At 70.5% G+C, this 16,152-nt stretch carries 14 protein-coding genes; all 14 read right to left on the bottom strand.

Annotation, left to right across the window (positions count from 1 at the left end; all coding sequences use genetic code 11):
* Window positions 1-138: 138 nt before the first annotated feature.
* Window positions 139-1,050: an amidohydrolase gene (locus KU887_RS30590; RefSeq protein WP_006491299.1), complete on the bottom strand. Its 912-nt coding sequence runs from the start codon at window positions 1,048-1,050 to the stop codon at window positions 139-141.
* Window positions 1,051-1,120: 70 nt separating this feature from the next.
* Complete coding sequence (locus KU887_RS30585) at window positions 1,121-2,044, bottom strand: AEC family transporter (protein ID WP_034203818.1); 924 nt, start codon at window positions 2,042-2,044, stop codon at window positions 1,121-1,123.
* The gene (locus KU887_RS30580; RefSeq protein ID WP_034203817.1) at window positions 1,996-3,153 is read right to left on the bottom strand and encodes an FAD-binding oxidoreductase; all 1,158 of its coding nucleotides are present in this window, start codon (window positions 3,151-3,153) and stop codon (window positions 1,996-1,998) included. The genes KU887_RS30585 and KU887_RS30580 overlap by 49 nt, the downstream gene beginning before the upstream one ends.
* Window positions 3,143-3,493 (bottom strand): cupin domain-containing protein, encoded by a 351-nt coding sequence (locus KU887_RS30575; protein WP_006489684.1) that lies wholly within the window; start codon window positions 3,491-3,493, stop codon window positions 3,143-3,145. The genes KU887_RS30580 and KU887_RS30575 overlap by 11 nt, the downstream gene beginning before the upstream one ends.
* Window positions 3,480-4,661, bottom strand: a complete 1,182-nt coding sequence (locus KU887_RS30570; protein WP_006497874.1) for a CaiB/BaiF CoA-transferase family protein — start codon at window positions 4,659-4,661, stop codon at window positions 3,480-3,482. Before KU887_RS30570 ends, KU887_RS30575 begins: the two co-directional genes overlap by 14 nt.
* Window positions 4,658-6,253: a methionine--tRNA ligase gene (locus tag KU887_RS30565; protein WP_212157864.1), complete on the bottom strand. Its 1,596-nt coding sequence runs from the start codon at window positions 6,251-6,253 to the stop codon at window positions 4,658-4,660. Before KU887_RS30565 ends, KU887_RS30570 begins: the two co-directional genes overlap by 4 nt.
* Before the next feature lie 13 nt (window positions 6,254-6,266).
* Window positions 6,267-7,532 (bottom strand): ATP-grasp domain-containing protein, encoded by a 1,266-nt coding sequence (locus KU887_RS30560; protein WP_080331722.1) that lies wholly within the window; start codon window positions 7,530-7,532, stop codon window positions 6,267-6,269.
* A 15-nt stretch (window positions 7,533-7,547) separates the two neighbouring features.
* Complete coding sequence (locus KU887_RS30555) at window positions 7,548-8,903, bottom strand: lysine N(6)-hydroxylase/L-ornithine N(5)-oxygenase family protein (protein ID WP_006493536.1); 1,356 nt, start codon at window positions 8,901-8,903, stop codon at window positions 7,548-7,550.
* The gene (locus KU887_RS30550) at window positions 8,900-10,045 is read right to left on the bottom strand and encodes an FAD-binding oxidoreductase (RefSeq protein WP_258258684.1); all 1,146 of its coding nucleotides are present in this window, start codon (window positions 10,043-10,045) and stop codon (window positions 8,900-8,902) included. Before KU887_RS30550 ends, KU887_RS30555 begins: the two co-directional genes overlap by 4 nt.
* On the bottom strand, window positions 10,042-11,442 hold the full coding sequence (locus KU887_RS30545) for a KamA family radical SAM protein (protein ID WP_077190515.1): 1,401 nt from the start codon (window positions 11,440-11,442) through the stop codon (window positions 10,042-10,044). The genes KU887_RS30550 and KU887_RS30545 overlap by 4 nt, the downstream gene beginning before the upstream one ends.
* A 174-nt stretch (window positions 11,443-11,616) precedes the next feature.
* Entirely contained in the window at window positions 11,617-13,002 is a 1,386-nt protein-coding gene (locus KU887_RS30540) for an MFS transporter (protein WP_006489636.1), read from the bottom strand.
* 7 nt (window positions 13,003-13,009) lie between these two features.
* The gene (locus KU887_RS30535) at window positions 13,010-13,897 is read right to left on the bottom strand and encodes an oxaloacetate decarboxylase (protein ID WP_006489642.1); all 888 of its coding nucleotides are present in this window, start codon (window positions 13,895-13,897) and stop codon (window positions 13,010-13,012) included.
* Window positions 13,898-13,905: 8 nt separating this feature from the next.
* Window positions 13,906-14,796, bottom strand: coding sequence for an amidohydrolase (locus KU887_RS30530; protein ID WP_006497867.1), 891 nt, complete (start codon window positions 14,794-14,796; stop codon window positions 13,906-13,908).
* Between the two features lie 72 nt (window positions 14,797-14,868).
* Entirely contained in the window at window positions 14,869-16,131 is a 1,263-nt protein-coding gene (locus tag KU887_RS30525) for an MFS transporter (protein ID WP_369718508.1), read from the bottom strand.
* Window positions 16,132-16,152 lie beyond the last annotated feature (21 nt).

The raw sequence follows: 16,152 nt of genomic DNA, 5'->3' as shown, positions 1-16,152 counted from the left end.
CGAGAGAGAACGGCACGCGGGCCGCGCGGCCCATCGGCGGCCGGACCGGCATGGCGGAAGCCGTCGTCAGGTTCATGGTCGCGTCGCGCACGGCGGATGGCCGCGCTTTCGCCATGCACATGCGTGCCGCCTACCCGCTCACCCGTTCCCGTCGAACCGGTACAGCGCCGCCGGCGTATCGACCAGTACCTGTCTGCGTCCGGCCTCGTCCGGCAGCAGCGTCGCCAGATACCGGTACGCGAGCGCATCGTCGACGGCCTTCTCGTATCCGACATGCGGCCAGTCGCTGCCCCACACGAGCCGCTGCGTACCGAACGCGTCGCGCAGCGCGCGCATCGCCGTCAGCCCGGACGCCTGCCAGCGATCGGCGCGGTCGTTCCGGTAGGCGCCCGACACCTTGACCCACACGCGCTTGCTCGCCGCCGTCGTCAACAGATAGCGGAAGCCGGGATCGTCGATCCCGAGCCGCGGATCGGGCCGGCCGAAATGGTCGAGCGAGACGTCGACGCCCGCGTCGAGCAGCGGCGGCATCAGCGCCGGCAACCGGGCGGCCTCCGCATGCAGCTCGACTTGCCAGCCATGCGCGCGCAGCAGCGGAAACAGCGTGCGCCACGCCGCGTCCGCGAAATCCGGATCGCGTTCGCCGATCAGGTTCAGCCGGATGCCGCGCACGCCGAGCGGCGTCCATGCGGCAACCTGCTCCGCATCGCGCGCGGGATCGATCACGACGATGCCGCGCAAACGCGCGGGTTGCGCGCGCAGCGCGGCAAGCAGATAGCGGTTGTCGGTGCCCAGAAAGCTCGGCTGGATCAGCACGCCATTCGACATGCCGTGCCGGTCGAGCATCGCGAGGTACTGGTCGAGCGACGCGTCGTACGCGATCGTGTAGCGATGGCCCGGCACGAGCGGCAGCGACTTCAGGAACACGTGCGCGTGCGCGTCGACGCCGGTAACCGTCCGCCGATCCGGCGTCGCGCCGGCGCATCCGCCCAGCACCTCGGCCATCGCGATGCCGGCGAGTGCGCGGTTGAACGACCGCCTCGAAATCATGGGTGTCTCCTGTTTTTTTCGATTGAGGGTGAACGGCGCGGCCCCGCCGGCCGCGAGGCGGCGCATCAGCCTACATCGTGCGCGCGACGAGGAATATCGGGACGAACGACAGCACCGTCGACAGCGCGACGACGAACGCCATCAGCCGATGGTTGCCGCCGTACTGCGTGGACAGCACGTACGAGTTGCTCGCGCACGGCAGCACCGAATAGAGCAGGATCAGGTTCCCGGACAACGGCGTCACGGCGAATGCCTTGGTCGCGGTCAGCGCGAGCAGCGGAAAGCCGACCAGCCGGATCGCGGTGGTCACGAGCCCCGCGCGCACCAGTGCCGCCTCCTTGCGCGGCAGCGGCAGCCGCAGCGCGGCGCCCACGCAGATCAGGCTCAACGGCAGCGCGGCGCCGCCGAGCACGTCGACGGTCTGGTCCACGGCGGCGGGCAGACGCCAGCCGGTCAGGTTCAGCACGACCCCGAACGCGCTCGCGACGATCAGCGGATTCGCCGCCACCTTGCCGACGATCCGCACGAGCCCGCGGCCGCCGGCCTGGCCATGTTCGAACGACAACAGCACGAGCGTATTCGAGATCGCGACCATGTACGCGACGACGACCGCCGCGATCCCGTAATCCGCGCGGCTCAGCAGCCCCGACGCGACCGACAGGAAGATGTAGCTGTTGAAGCGGATCGAGCCCTGGACGATCGACGTGAACGATGCGTGCGGCACCGCGCACCATCGGCAGCCGAGCACGACAGCGGCCAGCACCGCGAGCGTGAGCCCCGTCAGCAGCACGATCGTCGACTTCGACGACGCGTCGAGCGGGCCGGCCAGACCGATCGAATGCACGAGGAAGGCGGGAAACAGCACGTAGTGGGTGAGCTTTTCGGCGGACGGCCAGAACGCCGCATCGACCAGCGCGAGGCGGCGCACGGCGATGCCGATGCAGATCAGGGCGAAGGCGGGTGCGACGGCGACCCAGGCGAGTTCGGTATGCATGGTTGGACGGATTCGGTGAGGGAAGCAGCGGATTTGTCTGCCCGGTGGCAAAGCGGTGGCTCGGGTGCGGTCGTCGCGGCATCGGGTTCGAACGGCAACCCGACGGCGGCGAGCGCCTCGTACGCGAGGGCCGGCGCGAAGCGCACGCCGGAGCCCGACGCGCCGGCCACCGCGCAGCCGTCGCGACCGATCGGCGCGACCCGCGGATTGCGGTCGGCCGTGTACCCGTCGACCGCCGTACGCGCGGCGAGATGGGCATCGCGCAAGCCGGGGAAATGACGATCGAGCAACGCGTGCGCGAGCGCGCGCTCGTCGGCGCTCGGCGCGACGCGTGCGCCGGCGGCGCAGCCCCACGCGTGCGACGTGATGCTCAGCAGCCAGCCGCGCCGCGCATGCACCGGGGCGAGAAAGGCCCGCGCGTCGGGCAGGTAGACGACCGGCGCATCCGCCGGCGGCGGCAAGCCGCGACCGTCGACGTCGAACGCGACGATCTTCTTCGTGACGATGTCGGTTCCCGCGTCGACGCCGGCTTCGCCGTCGATGGCCGGCCACGGGCCGCTGGCACGGATGAGCCGGTCGGCGCGCAGCGTCACGCCGGGGGCGACGACGGTCCAGCCGCCGGCATCGCGCGTCACGTGCGTGACCGGCGCATCGAAGCGCTCGACGGTGCGCGCGCCCGTCAGGTAGTGCGCGACCAGCCGCGGCACGTCGACCAGCCACGCGCGGCCGCCGCGCCACAGGCGCGCGCCGGCCGGCAGCGCAACGAGTGGTGTGGCGCCGGGGTCCGGCGGATCGTCGGTCACCGGCGGCGCGAGCAACGGACCACCCGCATCGGGTGCGTCCGCAACGAAGGTGAACGGCGCGGCGCGCACGCAGCATCCGGCCCGTGCCCACGCACCGTAGTACGCGTGCGCGACCAGCGATCGCGCGCGCCGCGCGCCGCTGCCGCAGAACGGCGTGACCACGCCGGCCGACAGCGCCGTGGCCGTCTGCACGGCCGGCCGCGCATCGAACACGGCGATGCGCAGCGCGCCCGCATGCCGAGCCGCGACGTGCGCGATCGTCGCCCCCGTCACGCCTGCGCCGATGATCGCGAGATCAAACCGCATCGGCCTGCCACCAGACGGTGCTGATCACGAGCGGCGTCGCGCCGTCGTTCTGCACCTGGTGCGAGCGGTGCGATTCGAAATACAGCACGTCGCCGGCCCGCACGCGCACGGGTTCGCCGTCGTAGGTCAGCCGGCCGCTGCCCTGCGCGATCATCCAGCATTCGCGGACCGCGTGAACGTCCAGCCGCGACGTGCAGTTCGGCTCGACCGTAAACAGGCCGCCGCGAAACGGAATCTCGCCGTCGCCGAGCCCGGCGAAATCGGCCTGGCGCAACACGACGCCCGGCACATGGGACTCCGGCGGCAGCGCGCCGACGTGCGGAAACTTACGCGCGTTCATCGTGCACCTCCTCGCCGACGAGGCCCAGTTCCGCGAGAATCGCGTCGCGGTCGCGATCGAGCGCCGGCGCGGCCCGGCGCGTGGCCGGGTCGGGGCAGCCCGAGATCTTGATCGGCGTCCCGACCAGCCGGTATGGACCGACGTCGGGATCGTCGACGTCGATCAGCATGTTGCGCGCGGCCGTCTGCGGATGGACGACGGCCTGGTCGACCCGGTTGATCGGGCCGGCCGGCAGGCCCGCGCGCGCGAACCGCTCGCACCAGGCCGCGACGCCGTGCGCCGCCAGCAGCCCGTTGAGCGTGCGTTCGAGTTCGGCCTCGTGATCCTTGCGCGCCTCGCCGCCCGCGAAGCGCGGATCGGCCGCGAGCGCCGGCACGCCGAGCGCGTCGCACAGCAGCCGGAACAGCTTGTCGTTGCCGGCCGCGATGATGAGCGGGCCGTCCGCCGCGCGGTAGACGCCGAACGGCGGCGCGATCGCCGGCCGATAGCTGCCGACCGGCCCCGTGACCTCGCCGGTCGCGAAGTAACGGCCGATGAAATATTCCATCAGCGCGAGCTGGCAGTCGAACATGCCGATGTCGACCTTCGAGCCCTGCCCGGTGCGCCCGCGCCGCACGAGCGCCATCAGCAGCCCGGTCGTCAGAAACAGGCCGGCCGCCAGATCGCCGATCGACGGCCCGACCCGCACGGGCATGCGCCCGGGCTCGCCCGTCACGCTCATGATCCCGCCGAGCCCCTGGACGATCATGTCGTATGCACGGTGATCGCGAAATGGCCCGGTATGGCCGAACCCCGACGCGCTGCCGTAGATCAGGCGCGGGAAACGCGCGTGCAGCGTGTCCCAGTCGTAGCCGATGCGCGCCATCGTACCGGGCCGGAAATTCTCGGTGACGACGTCGGCCTTCTCGAGCAGCGCGTCGAGCACGCGACGATCGGACGGATCCTTCAGGTCGAGCGCGATGCTCTCCTTGCCGCGGTTGAGCGACGCGAAATACGCGGACTTGCCGCCGTACCACGGGCCGTACGCGCGTGCATCATCGCCGGTCGACGGCCGTTCGACCTTGATCACGCGCGCACCGTGATCGGCCAGCAGCATCGTGCAGAACGGGCCGGCCAGCACGCGCGTCAGGTCGACGATCAGCAATCCTTCGAGTGCGCCTTCCATCATGCGACCTCCCGCATGCCGGGCGGCAGGACCGCCGCCAGATCTCCCGGCGTAACCGGGTCGAAGTTCGCCAGCGGCGTGACGACCGGCGACGACAACCGTGCGAAGTCGCCCGCGTTCGGCTCGCCGCTCAAGCCGAGCGCCCGCCACGCGGTCTGCGCGAGCGCCGGCATCAACGGCCACGCGAGCAGCGCGAAACCCTTGGTCCAGCCGTACAGGTCGCCGGCCGCGCGCGCGCCGTCGAAGCGCGCGCTCCAGCGCTCGACGATGCCGGCCATCGCCGTCGGGTCGAACGTCGCGAAATCCATCGCGCGCTGCGCGTCGCGCCACGCCGCCTCCGCTGCCCGCACCGTCTCGTCGGTCGGCACGCGCGCGGCGAGCGGCCCGCCGATTGCCTCGGCCACATGCCGGCGTACCGTCGCGTACGGCCCGTTCACGAACCGGCAGAACGCATCGCGATCGAAGTCCGTGCGTCCGGCAACCGGATTGGTCGACGCGACGAAGCCGCGCACCGCATCGGCCGGCACGCGCGTGCGCGCCGCGAGATCCTCGACCCAGATCGCCCAACGCAGGCTCGTCGAGAACTTGCGCCCTTCCAGCGTGTAGAAATGATTGATCACGAAACGATCGAACGGCTTCGACACGCCGTCGGCCATCGCCATCGCCTGGATGCCGACCAGATGCGACACGCAGTTGTCGATCCCGAAGCCGTTGACGGTGATCACGTCCGAATCGCGATCGAACGGGTTGGCGCGCAGCCCGTGCCTGCGCGCGTAGAGATCGCCGACGAAGCGGATCGCGCCGAACAGCAGCCCGTGCCCGAACAGCGTGCGCGGCTCGCCGTCCAGCACATACGGCAACCCCCAGCCGGCATGGCTCGTCAGGCGGAAACGCGCGCCGTCGCGCGCCAGATGGCGGCGCGCGATATCGACGAACACCGGCGCGGTCTCGGTGCCCACCAGTTGCGCGACCAGCGCGGCCGGGTCCGCGATGTCGAAGAACAGGTTGTCCTGCTCGCGCATCGCGAGCGTCTCGCCCCAGCGTGCCGACGGTTCGCGCACGTCTTCCGGCTGGAAATGCGCGCCGCAGTCCTCGCAGAAGAATCCCGACACGTCGCGCGCGCACTGCGGGCAATGGCCCAGCAGAAAACTGCCGGTCACGTAACCGTCGCGCGCGGCCGAATACGGCATGCGTTCGCGCACCGTCGACACGCGCCGCTGCGCGGCCAGCCGTGCGACGAGCCCGTCGTGCGCGGCGAGGTACGCGTCGTGATGCGCATCGCCGAGCGGATCGACGAACAGATCGACGTCGATGTTCATCGCGGCGAGATCGTCGACGATGCCCGCGCAGCTCTGCCGCGCGAGCGCCGCCGCGTCGATGCCGGCCTGCCCGGCGCGCAGCGGGATGTAGGAATCGTACGGGTCGCTCGCGCATGCGATGCGTGCGACCTCGCCGCGGCTGCGCAGATGGCGCGCAAGCATGTCGAGCCGCAGGTACGGGCCCGCGATATGACCGAGGTGCAGGCGCCCGTTCGGCGCCGGCATCGCGGGGACGAGCAGGTAGTGGCGCGGGTCGCGGATCGTGTCGATCGGCATGATGGCCTCCGGGTCAGTCCAGCGTGACGGTCACGTCGGCCGCGAGCTCGCGCAGCAGCGCCACGATGTCGCGATCGAGCTCGCACTGCGCGATCAGGTACGCGATCTCGTACGCCTTGAACACGTCCTTCGGCAACGCCATCTGCGCGCCCTTGCCGGCGACGACCTGCAGAAAGCGCAGTTCCGGCCGCCGCCACAGCCGCTCGAAGCCCTCGACGCGGGCGATGCGCCCGAGCCCCGGCGGCATCACGATGCGCTGGCCCGCGCGCGTCGACGCGGTGCCGAGCCGGTCGTCGAGCGGGCCGTCGATCGCGCCGCGCGCGAGATCGAGCACGGTGCGGTACGGCGAGAAGCCCGCGACGCTGTACGGGATCAGGTGCGAGTTGATGAACTCGCCGCCGAGCCGCCCGCCGATCTCGAGAATCTTCGGGCCGTCGCGCGTCACCATCACGTCGGCGTGGAAGCCGCACCAGTCGATGCCGGTCGCCGCGACACCCGCACGCACCATGTCGCGGATCGCCGCCTGCGTGTCGGCCGGCAGCAGCGACGGCGTCACGTTCTCGTACTGGATCGGGATCGACCGGTCGAAGGTCTTGTCGATGATCGCGTTGATCGCGACGCGGCCTTGCGCGACGACGCCGGACACCGAATGCTCGCTGCCCGTCAGCTGTTCCTCGAGCAGCGCGTGATCGCCGTACAGGCTGAACATCTCGCCCTTCTCCGGCGAGTTGTACGCACGAAACGCACGATAGACCTCGACGGGATCGGCGAGCGCATCGACCGGAAAGATGCCGCGGCTGCCCGAGTTGCCGGCCGGCTTGAGCAGCGCGGGCGCGCCGATCCGCTTCAGCGCGGCGGTGAATTCGGCTTCGCTGCTGACCACCGCATAGCGCGGGTTCGCATTCGGCACCGCGTCGAGCACGCGGCGGGTCGCGGCCTTGTCGCGCACGTTGAGCGCGGCATCCGGCGCCGTGCCGCGCAAGCCGAGCCGATGCGACAGCCGGCTCGCGAGCACGACTTCGAGATCCTTCCACGCGACGACGCCGGACAACTCGACGCGATGTTCGCGCAGGTAGTCGAGAATCGTCCGTTCGGCCGCGTCGTAATCGCCGAGGCGCGTCGGAATGATGCCCGCGCAGCCGAACGAGCGGAATGCGTCGGGCGTCGGCGTCGCCACGTAGAGGTCGAGCCCGAGACTGCGCGCCGCGTCGATTTCGGCGATCCGCTCGCCCGGAAGCGCGCGTGTGTCGAGATACAGCATGGCCGGTGCATGGGTCATGGCGGTGTGCTCCTGTCAGTTCACGAGTTGTTGGGTGGCGGCCTGCGGCGCTTCGCCGTGCGGCCAGTCGACGAATCCCGGCGGCGTGCCGACTTCGTAGATGGACGCGCCCGCGATCGCGTTGGCGATCCGGCCGCTGCGCCACGCGGCAAGGCTCAGGTTCGGGTCGGCGATGCCGCGCGTCGTGCGCGCGGCGTTCTGGAAGAAAATTCGCGCGGCGCTCGGCCGGTTCCAGCGCACCGCGTAGTCGTCGTCGAGTTCCGGTGCGCCGTCGCGCGTGTGCATCTCGAAGCGCAGCGATTCGAGCGCGCCGGGCATCTGGAATTCGCTGCCCGTCGCGAGCAGCACGACGTCCGCATGCAGCGGCGCATGCACGCCGGTGCCGTCGTCGACGCTCAGCACGAAACCGCCGTCCGCCCGGTGCAGGTTCGCCATGCTGCGGCCCGGCATCAGCGCGCAATGGCCGGGACGCCCCTCGATGTGCGTGATCTCGTAGAGCCGCTGGTAGATTGCCGTCAGCAGCGGCAACGTGACGCCGTCGCTCGCGAGGCGCTGCGTCTCCAGCGCGTCGCGCTTGCGCTGCGGCGACAGCCGCGAGAAATGTTCGTTGTATTGCGGCACGAACCATTCGTTGACGAACGGCGAGTCGTCCATCGGCAGGAAGTTCTCGCGCCGCGTCAGCCAGGCGATGTGCGCGGGCGCGGCGTCGCCCGTCAGGCCGAGCAGATGCAGCGCGAGCTCGGCGCCGCTCTGGCCGCCGCCGACGATCGCGACGCGCCGGCCGGCGAGCGCCGGCCGCACGGTGCAGAACTGCGACGAATGCAGCACGTCGGCGCCCAGGTGCGGCCGCGCGCAGGCAGGCACGGTCGGGCGCAGGCCGACGCCGACCACGAGGTTCGCGGTGCGCACGACGCCGTGCGAGGTCGTGACGCGCAGCGCGCGCCCGTCGCGCACGACGCTTTCGACTTCGCAGTCGAACCGCAGGTTGTCGAGCGACGCGCACACCCACCGCATGTACTGCTCGAACTCGCGGCGGCGCACGGTCGGAAAGCGCGCGTTCGCGAACGAATACAGTCGTTCGGTGCGTTGCAGGAACGCAATGAACGAGTAGCGGCTGCACGGATCGGCCAGCGTCACGAGATCCTTCAGGAAGCTGGTCGTCAGCGACGAATCCGCGAGCATCAACCCGGGATGCCAGCGGAACTCGGGCCGGCGCTCGACGAACAGCGAACGCAGGCCGTTCAGCGGCGCCAGCAGCGCCGCCAGGCTCAGGTTGAACGGACCGACGCCGATGCCGAGCACGTCGACTTCTTCGCCGGCGAATGCCCGCGGCTTCGCGCCGTCGAGCGTCTGGATTTCGAAAGGGTTCATCGCGCCTCCCCGGCACCGGTGATCGAATCGTGAAAGGCAACGTCGTCGGCGTGGCCGAGCACGCGCGCGGCCAGCGCCGCGCCGCCGTGAACGGCCGTGGCGATCCCGCTGCCGCAATAGCCGCCGCACCAGCCCAGCCGCCCGGCCATGCCGACGTGCGGCACGCCGGACGCGGTGAAGCCGAGCGGCGCGGACCATACGTGCTCGACGTGCGCGTGTTCGAGCGCCGGGAAATACGCGGCCAGCCGCGCGCGCAACGCGGCCTTGACGCCCGCGGGCGGCACATCGGCCGACAGGCCGAGCCGGCTGCCGAACAGCAGCCGCCCGCGCTCGTCGAGCCGGAAATAGTCCTTGTCGGCGGACAGCGTGCCGTACACGCGCGGCTGCCGCGAAATGCGGCGCTGCGTCGCGTCGTCGAGGATGCGGGTCGCCAGCAGGTGCGTGCCGTAGCGTTCGAGCGGCGGGCGCAGGTCGGCCGGCAGCAGCGACCATGCGTCCTCCGCGCATACCAGCACGGCGCCGGCGTCGACCGTCGCGTCACCGAGATCGAGCACGGCCGCACCGGGCGCGGGCCGCACGGCATGCACGCGCGCGCCGCGCCGGATCCGCACGCCGAGCGTCGAGGCCCGCACCCGCATCGCATCGCGGAGCGCGCGCGGCCGGATCAGCGCGAAGCGCAGGTTCAGCAGCCCGGCGATCGCGTGCGCCGCGCCGGTTTCCTGCGTGACCGCCCGCGCGTCGAGCCACGCGACGCACGCCTCCTGCTGCGCCGCATGGCACGCGAACCGGTGCGCCAGTTGCGCCGCCGACGCGTCGTCGCACGCGAGCGTGATGTGGCCGGGATGCGCCCAGCCGCAGGCGAGGTTGCGGCTGTCGACGAAGCGCTTCAGGTAGGCGATGGCCTGCGCCGCCGTGCGTTCGGCGGCCTGCGCGTGCGCGGCCGAAACCGGGCCGCGCGGCAGTGCCGGCGCGACGCTCGCGACCGAGCCGAAGTTGAATGCGCTCGGCACGTCGCCCGGCGGATCAGCGTCGCAAACGTCGACCGTCGCGCCCTGCTCCGCCAGGTGGATCGCGGCGGACAGCCCCGTGTAGCCGCCGCCGACGATCGCGACGTCGGCGGTTCGTGTGCCGGGCGTCCTCATGCGTGCTCCAGCTGGCGTTGACGCGCGTCGACGAATGCACGGTACGGCGCGTCGAAGAAGAACGCGGGCTCGCCATCCGGCGGTTCGAGCTGGTCGAGCCAGCAGGCCGTCGCCGAATACTTCGCGAGAAACGGCCGGCGCAGCCAGCGCGGATCGCGCGCCTGCAGGAAATTCAACAGGAAGTAGCGCTGTCCCTGCAGCTCGAGCGTGCCCGCGACCTCGACCTTGCCGGGGCCTGCGCTCATCGACGGGCCGCGCGCGCTGCGCGCGAGCCCCGACACCGACGCGATCGCGGTGTTGTAGATATCGAGCGCCCGCGCGAGCGGCAGCTCGAAATAGCCGCGCGGCCCGGTATCGCGCTCGACGAACATGTAGTACGGCACGATGCCGAGTCGCACCTGCCCGACCCAGTTGCGCCGCCAGACTTCCGCATCGTCGTTGATGTGGCGCAGCACCGGCCCCTGCGAACGGATCACGACGCCGATGCGGCGCAGGTTCGTCACGGCCTGCTCGGCGACCTCCGTCGACAGTTCGCGCCAGTGGTTCAGGTGCGCCATGACCGTCACGTTGCGCCCCGCATCGATCAGCGTGCGCAGCAGCGCGAGCAGCTCGGGCGTATCCGGATCGCTGACGAAACGGTACGGCCAGTAGGTCAGCGCCTTCGTGCCGATCCGGATGTTGCCGACGTGCTCGAGCCCGGGCGCCAGCAGCGGCATCAGGTACTCGCGCAGGCGCGTCGCGCTCATCACCATCGGATCGCCGCCCGTCATCAGCAGGTCGGTCACTTCGCCGTGCGCGCGCAGGTACGCGTGCAGCCGCGCGGCTTCGCTCGACGCGAATTTCAGCGACGCGTCGCCGACGAACTGCGGCCAGCGAAAGCAGAACGTGCAGTACGCATGGCAGGTTTGCCCGTGGCTCGGGAAGTACAGCACCGTCTGCGCGTACTTGTGCTGGATGCCCGGGCACGGCTCGCCGTCGAGCTCCGGCTCGTTGAGCCGCTGGTCCGCCGGATGCGGGTTCATCCGGGCGCGCAGGCGCCCGATCAGCGCGTCCAGGTCGGCACCGCGCGCCGCGTCGCGCGACAGCATGGCCAGCTCGCCGAGATCGTCGGGCGCGAGCATGTCGGGCTGCGGAAACGTCAGCCGGAACAGCGGATCGTCCGGGACGTTGGTCCAGTCGATCAGTTGCTCGACGACATAACGGTTGACCTTGAACGGCAGCACGCGCGCGACCAGCCCGATCTGCTCGCGCATTCGCGGCGGCAACCTCGCGAGCTGCGGGAGGTCGTCCAGCTTCGACCGGTTGTACGCCTTGAACACGGGATGCACCGGGATCGGCGGCCGTGGCAGCGCGCCGTCGTGCGTGGATATCCGTTGGCCCTCGGATAGTTGGATCATTGACTCGACTCCATTCTTTTAGATGTACTAATGTAGGTCGTGTGTCTCGTCTGCTCGCCGCCGGCGGCCAGGCAGCCCGCCGGCGTTCTGCAGATACTAGAAGCAATCGCCGCGGCGAAGCATTACGCCGGTGTTATTTATCCATAAGCGTTTCGCATGCGGCTTCGCACCAATTCAACGCGGTGCGGCGGCGCCCACCGCCGGCCGCGCCGCCGGCGCGCGCGGTGCCGGACGGGTTTCCGGCATCCGCCAGTACACGATCAGCGAAATCGCCGCGCACGCCGCCACGTACCAGAAGAACATCGTCTCGTTGCCGCCCGCCTTCAGCCGCAGCGCGACGAACTCCGTCGTGCCGCCGAGGATCGCCGTCGTCAGCGCATAAGGCAGCCCGACCGCCAGTGCGCGGATCTGCGGCGGGAACAGCTCGGCCTTGACCAGCATGTGCACCGACGTGAAGCCGCTCAGCACGACGAGCCCCGCGAACACCAGTGCGAACGCGGCTAGCGGCTCGTGCACATGCCCGAGCGTCGTGAAGATCGGCACCGACAGCAGCGTGCCGCCGAGCCCGAACCACAGCAGCACCGGCCGGCGCCCGACGCGATCCGATACGAGGCCGAACAGCGGCTGCAGCGGCATGTACAGCAACAGCGCGAGCGTGCAGATCCAGGTCGCCGTTTCCTTGTGCAGGCCGACCGAGTTGACCAGGTACTTCTGCATATAGACGGTGTACGTATAGAACGCGACGGTGCCGCCGATCGTGATGCCGATCGCGAGCAGCAGTTCGCGCCAGTGCGCCGCGAGATCGGCCGTCACGCGCGTCTTCGCCGCGCGCGCCCGGCTTGCGACGAATGCATCGCTCTCGACGACGTTGCGGCGCATGTACAGCGCGAACAGCGCCAGCACGCCGCCGACGAAGAACGGAATCCGCCACGCCCAGCGCTCGATGTCGTGCGTGCCGGCGAAGATCCGCTGCATCGCCAGCATCAGGCCGAGCGCGACGAGCTGGCCCGCGACCACGCTCACCTGCAGGAAGCCGACGTAGAAGCCGCGCCGGTTCGGCGGTGCGATCTCGCTCAGGTAGGTCGCGCTGGTGCCGTACTCGCCGCCCATGCTGAGGCCCTGCAAGAGCCGCGCGGCGACGAGCAGCGCCGGCGCGAGCATGCCGATCGTCGCGTAGCCGGGCGTGACGGCGATCAGCATCGAGCCCGCGCACATCGCGAGCACCGATTTCGTCAGCGCGGCCTTGCGCCCGTGCCGGTCCGCGTACAGGCCGACGAGCCAGCTTCCCGCCGGCCGCGCGACGTAGCCGACCGCCGCGATCGCCGCGGTATTCATCAGTTGCACGGTCGGCCGGTCGGCGGGAAAGAACGACGGCGCGAAATAGATCGAGAAGATGCTGTATGCGAGGAAGTCGTACCACTCGATCAGGTTGCCGGCGAGCCCGCCGACGATCGAGCCGATGCGCGGCGGCGCGTCGCCCGCCCCGGTTGGGGAAGTTGTCACGGTTGTCTCCTGTTCGTTCTGTTTCGGGCGGCCGGCAGGCGGCCGCCCGTGCCGCATGCCGGCCTTACGGCTGCCCGGCCGCGTAGCGTGCGTCGAGCGCGTCGAAGCGCGCCTTGTCGACGAGCCGCTGCCGTTCCGCGAACGGCGCGACGAGCGCGGGGTTTTCGTCGAGCCGGCCCGTGTCGCGCAATTCGGTCAGCGCGGCCTGCATCCCGTGCACCGCGCCCTGCAACGCCGCATTCGCGTACAGCACGACGCCGTAACCGAGGCGCGCCAGTTCGTCGCGCGAGCGGGTCGGCGTCTTGCCGCCGATCACGATGTTGATCAGTTGCGGCGTATCGAACAGCGCGGGCAGCCGTTCGACGTCCTCCGGCGTGTCCATCGCCTCGATGAACAGCACGTCGGCGCCCGCTTGCGCATAGCGGTGCGCGCGCTCGATCGCGTCGTCGATGCCGTGCACGGCGGCCGCATCGGTGCGCGCGACGACCAGCAGGTTCGGATCGACGCGCGCGTCGACGGCCGCCTTCAGCTTGCCGACCATTTCCGCGGCCGGAATCACTTCCTTGCCCGCGAAGTGGCCGCATTTCTTCGGCAGCACCTGATCCTCGAGCTGGATCGCATCGGCGCCGCTGCGCTCGAGCGTGCGCACCGTATGCAGCACGTTCAGCGCGTTGCCGAAACCGGTATCGGCATCGACCATCAGCGGCAAATCGACGGCGTCGCGCACGCGCGCGGTGTGCTCGGCCAGTTCGCCGAGCCCGACGAAGCCGAGATCCGGCAAGCCGAGCGACATGTTGGTGACGCCGGCGCCGCTCAGGTACAGCGCGCCGAAGCCCAGATCGGCGGCGATCCGCGCGCTGAGCGCATTGAACGTGCCGGCGACGAGCAGCCCCTGGCGGGCGGCGATGCTGCGCCGGAAAGCGGCGCGACGAAGGGCGGTGGAATCGGTCATGCGAGGCCTCATTGGTCGAAACGAAACAGGGTGCGCGGCGAGTCGCGCAACACGCGCGCGCGTTCGCCGGCATCGGGCAGCCAGCGTTCGAGCGCCGCGCAGGTCGCGCCGAAATCGACACGTTCGCGATGCTGCGTATGCGGCCAGTCGCTGCCCCACACGAGCCGCTCCGGCGTGAACGCGCCGCGCAGCGCCTGCGCCGCGCCGAGCGCGGTGTCGGTGCCGTCGCCGGTCAGGCTGTTCCGGTACGCGGCCGACAGCTTGACCCACACGCGCCCGGTATCGGCAAGCGACAGCAGATGACGGAAGCCCGGATCGCGTTCGCCGAGCGCCGGCGACGGGCGGCCGAAATGGTCGATCACGAGCGTGCACGATTGCGCAAGCAGGCTCGCGGCGATCGCATGCAGGTCGGCCGCGTCGCGATGAATCTCGACATGCCAGCCGAGCGCGTTGATGCGTGCGAACAGCGCGCGCCACACCCGCGTGCCGAAATCCGGAATCGGCAGGCCGACCAGATTGAGCCGCATGCCCACGACGCCCGCGCGGTCGAGCGCGGCGAGCGCGTCGTCGTCGATCACCGGATCGACGACCGCGACGCCGCGAAAGCGGCTCGGGTAGCGCCGCAGCACGTCGACGAAGAACGTATTGTCGGTGCCGAGAAAGCTCGGCTGCACCAGCACCGCGTGCGTGATGCCGTGTGCGGCGAGATGCGCGACGTACGCGTCGAGCGACGCATCGTAGTCGGGCGCATGGCGCACGACCGGCGCGAGCGGCAGACCGCGCGCAAACACGTGCGCATGGGCGTCGACCGCCGCGACGGCCGTCGATGACGCGTACCACGCGGCCGTATCCGGCGCCGCTGAAACCGGTTCGACCGGCGGATTGACTGCTCGATCCATGACGACTTGCCTGCAAGAGGTGCCCGGCCCGGCAGCGAGCGACAGGGCGACGGAATGAACGAAGGACGAAAACTACAGCGATGCGCCGGCGCGCGCGTCGTCGTCGGCGCCCGGCCCGGCAGCCGCGTCGGGCAGACGGCGCCCGCGCGTTTCCGGCAGGAACCACACCGCGATCACGACGAGCCCGTACGCGATGCCCGCGTCGATGCCGAGCGCCGTGCCGAGCGGCAGCGATTCGCCCATCCGCCCGACCAGCACCGGAAAGCCCGCCGACACGATGCGGCCGAAGTTGTAGCAGAACCCGACGCCGCGGCCGCGCACGTTTTGCGGATACAGCTCGTTGAACAGCGTGCCGAGCGTCGCCGGGATGCCGGCCGAGCACAACCCGAGCGGGAACCCGAGCAGCAGCATCGCGACGTCGTTCAGCGGCAGGAACACGTACAGGTTCACCATCACCGCGCAACACGCGGCGAACAGCATCACGTTGCGACGCCGGCCGATCCGGTCCTGCAAATACGCGCTCAGGAAACAGCCGCAGATGAACGCGACGATCACGACCGCGAGATACGCGCCGGTGCCGAGCACCGACAGGTGCCGCTCGGTCTTCAGGTAGGTCGGCAGCCAGATCGTGATCGCGTGATAGCCGCCGTGCGCGCCGACGCCGATCAGGCCGCCGACCACCGTCGTGCGCAGCACCGACCGGTCGAAGATGCCCACCGTCGGCGCATCGTCCCCGTGCGCGGGCGCAGGCGTCGCGCGCGGCGGCTCGGAAATCGCGCGGCGGATATACAGCACCAGCAGCGCAGGCAGCGCGCCGATCGCGAACAGCACGCGCCACGCCCACTCGGACGGCAGCCACGCGAACACGATCATGTACAGCAGCACCGCCGCGCCCCAGCCGAATCCCCACGCGCTCTGCACGACGCCCATCGCCTTGCCGCGATGGCGCGCGCCGACCGTCTCCGCGAGCAGCACCGCGCCCGCGGTCCATTCGCCGCCGAAGCCGAGCCCTTGCAACGCCTTCAGCACCAGCAACTGCTCGAAGTTCTGCGCGAACGCGCTGAGGAACGTGAAGGCGGAGAACCAGCACACGGTGATCTGCAGCGCCCGCACGCGCCCGTAGCGATCCGCGATCGCGCCGGCCAGCAGGCCGCCGAGCGCGCCCGACACGAGCGTCGCGCCGCCAATTAGGCCGGCCTGCCCCTTGCCGATGCTCCAGGTCGCGAGCAGCGCCGGGATCACGAGGCTGAACATCTGCGTGTCGAGCCCGTCGAGCGCCCAGCCGGCAAAGCAGCCGCGCAACGTGCGCCGTTCGGTCGTCGAGAGTTCGCGCATCCAGGTCAACGGAGGTCTCCT

Source organism: Burkholderia sp. EMB26, assembly GCF_024730645.1.
In the GTDB taxonomy this organism is placed as follows: domain Bacteria; phylum Pseudomonadota; class Gammaproteobacteria; order Burkholderiales; family Burkholderiaceae; genus Burkholderia; species Burkholderia cenocepacia.
This window is presented reverse-complemented; position numbering and strand designations above follow the sequence as displayed.

What these genes read in the sequence shown, in the direction of transcription:
- KU887_RS30565 (WP_212157864.1), bottom strand. Translation starts at nt 6,253, where the DNA reads ATGCCGATCGACACGATCCGCGACCCGCGCCACTACCTGCTCGTCCCC.
- KU887_RS30545 (WP_077190515.1), bottom strand. Translation starts at nt 11,442, where the DNA reads ATGATCCAACTATCCGAGGGCCAACGGATATCCACGCACGACGGCGCG.
- KU887_RS30575 (WP_006489684.1), bottom strand. Translation starts at nt 3,493, where the DNA reads ATGAACGCGCGTAAGTTTCCGCACGTCGGCGCGCTGCCGCCGGAGTCC.
- KU887_RS30585 (WP_034203818.1), bottom strand. Translation starts at nt 2,044, where the DNA reads ATGCATACCGAACTCGCCTGGGTCGCCGTCGCACCCGCCTTCGCCCTG.
- KU887_RS30580 (WP_034203817.1), bottom strand. Translation starts at nt 3,153, where the DNA reads ATGCGGTTTGATCTCGCGATCATCGGCGCAGGCGTGACGGGGGCGACG.
- KU887_RS30550 (WP_258258684.1), bottom strand. Translation starts at nt 10,045, where the DNA reads ATGAGGACGCCCGGCACACGAACCGCCGACGTCGCGATCGTCGGCGGC.
- KU887_RS30590 (WP_006491299.1), bottom strand. Translation starts at nt 1,050, where the DNA reads ATGATTTCGAGGCGGTCGTTCAACCGCGCACTCGCCGGCATCGCGATG.
- KU887_RS30555 (WP_006493536.1), bottom strand. Translation starts at nt 8,903, where the DNA reads ATGAACCCTTTCGAAATCCAGACGCTCGACGGCGCGAAGCCGCGGGCA.
- KU887_RS30535 (WP_006489642.1), bottom strand. Translation starts at nt 13,897, where the DNA reads ATGACCGATTCCACCGCCCTTCGTCGCGCCGCTTTCCGGCGCAGCATC.
- KU887_RS30540 (WP_006489636.1), bottom strand. Translation starts at nt 13,002, where the DNA reads ATGCGGCACGGGCGGCCGCCTGCCGGCCGCCCGAAACAGAACGAACAG.
- KU887_RS30560 (WP_080331722.1), bottom strand. Translation starts at nt 7,532, where the DNA reads ATGACCCATGCACCGGCCATGCTGTATCTCGACACACGCGCGCTTCCG.
- KU887_RS30525 (WP_369718508.1), bottom strand. Translation starts at nt 16,131, where the DNA reads ATGCGCGAACTCTCGACGACCGAACGGCGCACGTTGCGCGGCTGCTTT.
- KU887_RS30570 (WP_006497874.1), bottom strand. Translation starts at nt 4,661, where the DNA reads ATGATGGAAGGCGCACTCGAAGGATTGCTGATCGTCGACCTGACGCGC.
- KU887_RS30530 (WP_006497867.1), bottom strand. Translation starts at nt 14,796, where the DNA reads ATGGATCGAGCAGTCAATCCGCCGGTCGAACCGGTTTCAGCGGCGCCG.